This is a genomic window from Flavobacterium sp. HJSW_4, from assembly GCF_042436695.1.
GTDB lineage: Bacteria > Bacteroidota > Bacteroidia > Flavobacteriales > Flavobacteriaceae > Flavobacterium.
On record NZ_JBHNPP010000069.1, the window covers coordinates 1 to 4,351 of the forward strand.

Below are 4,351 nucleotides of genomic sequence, written 5' to 3' on the forward strand. Positions count from 1 at the left end.
TTTTTTTTATTTTTTTGCCGCGAATTGCACTAATTACACTAATTTTTTCTCTGTATCTTAAATTAGTCTCGCAAAGTCGCTAAAGCGCAAAGTTTTTATTTTACCGAAATGACAAAAAATCAGAAACAATATGTTTAAAAATAACTTCAAATAATCATATTTTTTAAATCTTCTATCGAATTGGCTTCTTCAATTTTTTTATCGTGACGCCATCTTAAAATTCGTGGAAAGCGAGTTGCAACTCCGCTTTTATGTCTTTTAGAAAGTGCAATTCCCTCAAAACCAATTTCAAAAACCAGTTTTGGCGTTACGCTTCTTACTGGACCAAATCGTTCTAAAGTATTCTTTTTAATAAAATCATCCACCATTCTAAACTCGGAATCGGTTAAACCGGAATATGCTTTCGCGAAAGTGACGAGTTCGCGCTCATTGCTTTCATTTTCCTGCCAAAGGGCAAAAGTATAATCGGTAAATAAATTTGATCTTCGTCCGTGACCGCGCATGGCGTAGGTGAGGACTGCATCTATGGTTAAAGGTTCGATTTTCCATTTCCACCAATCTCCTTTTTTTCTTCCAACGAGATAAGGCGAATCTTTTCGTTTCAACATCAAACCTTCGCTTTTCATTTCGCGAGATTTTAATCTTTCATTAGTAATTTCTTCCCAAGTAGAAAAATTAATTCTTTCGGAAAGTTGTAACGGAATATCTTTTCCAATTAAAGTGGTAAATAATTCTTCTAATAATGTACGACGTTCTTCATAAGGAAGATTTCGAATGTCATTTCCTTGCCATTCCAATAAATCATAAGCTTTAATAATTACAGGCGTTTTCTTTAAAACCGAAGCAGAAACATTTTTTCGGCCAATTCGAGTTTGCAAATCATTAAAAGTTCCAATTTCATTTTCTACGAAAGAAAGAATCTCGCCGTCAATTACAGTTCCGTTTGGAATAACTCCAATAAAAGAATTGAATTCTGGATATTTATCGGTTACCAATTCTTCACCACGACTCCAAACGTAAATTTCGTTTTCACGAATAATCGTTTGTGAACGAATCCCGTCCCATTTATGTTCGGCGCTCCAATCTTCTGGATTTCCTAAATTTTCCAATTCACCTTCAATCGGATAAGCCAAATAAAACGGATAAGGTTTCGATAAATAATCACTGCTTCTTTCATCTAAAACCAATTCTTGAAACGTAATTGTGTTCGGATTCCAATCGCCCATTAATTTATAAGCCAATGTGTCTTCGTCAATATTTTCTGCTTTAGAAAGTGCACGTGTCATCAACTTCTGACTCAAACCAATTCTAAAACTTCCTGTAATTAATTTAGTGAAAACAAAGCGTTCGTAATAATTTAAATTCAGCCAATTGGTTTGCAGATATTCTTTCTTTTCAAAATCATCTTTCTTTTTTAAAGCGATAATTTCCTGTAGAAATTCGGTTAAACTTTTATCAGAATGTTCTTTTGTGGTCGGAATAACAAGTGCAATGGTTTCAGCCAAATCCCCCACAATATGATAACTTTCTTCAAACAACCAAAGCGGAATATTCGCCAATTCATTTGCCCATAAACGCAATAAAGTCGTATTTACAGGTCGTGGAGGGCGACGATGCGAAAGTATAGCAATCGTCCAGACTTTATCTTCGTCACTTGCTTTCAGGAAATAATTTGTCAACGCATCAACTTTTACCGATGTTTTATTAGAACTATCTAAGGTTTTTATAAGCTCGGCAAAGTTTTTCATTTTGAATTTTGTTGATTGTTGATGGTTAATTAGAAAAGATTATAACTCATAATTCATAACTCATAACTCATAATTAACAATTTATAACTCATCATTAATTACGTCATTCGTTTCCCCTTCGTATTGTGTGTGGGCGGTTCTGGCGTCGTAACCTAATTCTCTTAGATATTTTGAGAAAATATCAGAATATCCGTGAGTGCAAATTACTTTTTCGGCTCCAGTTGCTTTTATGCTTTCGAGTAATCCAGTCCAATCGCAGTGATCGCTAATTACAAATCCGCGATCTACTGCACGTCTTCTTCTTGCGCCTCGAAAAGCCATCCAGCCACTTGCAGTTCCTGTTACAAAAGGTGTCATTTTTCGAATCCAAGTACTTCCATGTGCGCTTGGCGGTGCGAGAACAATATTTCCTAGTAAATCTTCTTTTTTCGTTTCTTGGGTTACTCTAACTGTTGCGGGTAAATCAATAAAAGGGCGAACAACATTTGTCATATTTTCTATTGCGCCATGTGTATAAATTGTGCCAATATTTGGATCCAAATATTTTAGTAATCGCTGTGCTTTTCCTAAAGAATATCCAAAAAGAATTGATGTTTTACCTTCAGATCGATTTTCTACCCACCAATTATTAATTTCGGACATTACATCTTTTTGTGATTCCCAATTAAAAGCCGGAAGTCCGAAAGTGCATTCTGTTATAAACGAATGGCATTTTACAATTTCGTAAGGAACTGAAATTCCATCATCTTCTGTTTTGTAATCGCCTGTAAAAACCCAAACTTCACCTTTGTATTCTACCCGAATTTGCGCAGAACCAATAATATGCCCAGCGGGATGAAGAGAAAACTTTACGCCGTTTATGCTAAAAGTTTCATTCCAATCTTTTCCTGTAACATTTATTTCGCCGAGTCGATATTTAATAATCGGAACATTTGTGTGATGTGTAATATAATTTTGATGTCCCCATCTGGAATGATCAGAATGTCCATGCGTAATAATGGCATTTTTTACTGGTCTCCACGGATCCAGATAGACATCAGCCTGCTGACAGTAAATGCCTTTATCGTTAAATTGTAATAAGGGTACATTCATTTTCTATCGATATTTTTAGTACTCAAAATTTCTATAAGGAGGACAGTCGTATTTATTATCTTCATTATCTAAATTATAACTGTCGTATGGATTTGTAGTATCGTAAGCTGAAAAAGGAGTATTGTCTTCAGCTAAATTTAGTCCGCTTTCTATAATTTCATAACAATCATCGGAAGAGTCAGCACAGTGATTTCTATAATTATTATCTTCATTTTCTCCCGAAGTAAATTCATGATCCATTGCCTCATTTTCATGTGCGGTATCAATATGATCGGGTTTACTGCATTTAAAATCATTTAAGTTTGCAGTGTATCGGCTGTTCGCATCTTTTCTCATGGCTGCTGTTTTAAATTAGTAAGTTTTCTAAATTTTTGATATATACAAATTTGAAAATAAGCAACTTAAAAAAATTATAGGATTTACTTTTAATCTTACATGATTTGTTTATTGAATATTTTGTCTAATTCTCATTTTATAAAACTCAAATATAATTCTGTAAAATAAGCACTTACGTATTTTGCAACTTTGTAGAACTAATAATTTAAAAAATTATAACATTATGGAAACTTCAAGAAAAGATTCGAAATCTGGAATGAAAGATTCTGGAAAAACTCAAAAATCAACTTCTGGTTCTAGAGGAAAAAGCACTACAACAAAATCTAACGATTCTAAAGGTAGAGCTGGTCATTAATTTTTTAGTTTCTTAGTAGAGCTAAATAATAAAAGCGTGCTGTTTAAATATAGACAGCACGCTTTTAGATTTTTATAAGTTTGAATTTTATTTCAAAACTTCCTGAATTGTTTTTACAAATGTTTCAATTGGTTGAGCGCCCGAAACAGCATATTTACGATCAAACACAAAGAATGGAACTCCTTGAACGCCAATTTCGGCAGCTTCTTTAATATCTGATTCTACTTCTTTAATAAACAAGTTGTCGCTTTCTAGAACCTCTCTAATTTCATTTTCTTGTAAACCAGCTTGAACTCCTAATTTGATCAAGGTTTGACCATTGTTCAAATCTTGTCCATCTGTAAAATAAGCTTTAAAGAAAATTTCTTCCATTCGATCGCCAATATTTTTAGTTTTAGCCAATTGAATGATTCGATGCGCGTTTAAAGAATTTGAAATGACAGCTTTATCAAAATTATAATCTAAACCAACACTTTTAGCGCGTTCAGCAACACCTTTGTGCATTTCTTTAGATTGTTCAAGCGACATGCCTTTTCTTTCTGCTAAGAACGTATAAACGTCCATATCAGGTTCAGAAGTTATTGTTGGATCTAGCTGAAAGCTTTTCCACTCAATTTCAAATTCATCATTAGGAAATACTGAAAGTGCAGTTTCCAATTGTCTTTTTCCGATATAACAAAACGGACACATGATGTCCGACCAAATTTCTATTTTCATATCGTAAAGATACGGAAATTTGTTTGTTTTTGTTTCAGGTTTCAGGTTTCAAGTTTTTGGCTTGTGTAGTTTTACCGCAAAGTTCGCAAGGTTTTTTATTTTT

At 33.7% G+C, this 4,351-nt stretch carries 5 protein-coding genes; 1 reads left to right on the forward strand and 4 read right to left on the reverse strand.

The window, feature by feature from the left end; genetic code table 11:
- Positions 1–146 precede the first annotated feature (146 nt).
- The 3 genes from ACE01P_RS24245 to ACE01P_RS24255 all read right to left on the reverse strand — a co-directional run bounded on the left by ACE01P_RS24245 (position 147) and on the right by ACE01P_RS24255 (position 3,176).
- Positions 147–1,748 carry an ATP-dependent DNA ligase gene (locus ACE01P_RS24245; RefSeq protein WP_379701637.1) on the reverse strand — a complete coding sequence of 534 codons (1,602 nt, stop codon included), beginning with the start codon at positions 1,746–1,748 and terminating at the stop codon, positions 147–149.
- An 81-nt stretch (positions 1,749–1,829) separates the two neighbouring features.
- The gene (locus tag ACE01P_RS24250; RefSeq protein WP_379701638.1) at positions 1,830–2,840 is read right to left on the reverse strand and encodes a ligase-associated DNA damage response exonuclease; all 1,011 of its coding nucleotides are present in this window, start codon (positions 2,838–2,840) and stop codon (positions 1,830–1,832) included.
- Between the two features lie 15 nt (positions 2,841–2,855).
- The gene (locus ACE01P_RS24255; protein ID WP_379701639.1) at positions 2,856–3,176 is read right to left on the reverse strand and encodes a hypothetical protein; all 321 of its coding nucleotides are present in this window, start codon (positions 3,174–3,176) and stop codon (positions 2,856–2,858) included.
- 223 nt (positions 3,177–3,399) lie between these two features.
- On the opposite strand from ACE01P_RS24255, the gene ACE01P_RS24260 reads away from it, so the two are divergent.
- On the forward strand, positions 3,400–3,531 hold the full coding sequence (locus ACE01P_RS24260; protein WP_262510489.1) for a hypothetical protein: 132 nt from the start codon (positions 3,400–3,402) through the stop codon (positions 3,529–3,531).
- Positions 3,532–3,618: 87 nt separating this feature from the next.
- On the opposite strand, the gene ACE01P_RS24265 is transcribed toward ACE01P_RS24260, so the two are convergent.
- Positions 3,619–4,248, reverse strand: a complete 630-nt coding sequence (locus tag ACE01P_RS24265; protein WP_379701641.1) for a DsbA family protein — start codon at positions 4,246–4,248, stop codon at positions 3,619–3,621.
- Positions 4,249–4,351: the final 103 nt, after the last annotated feature.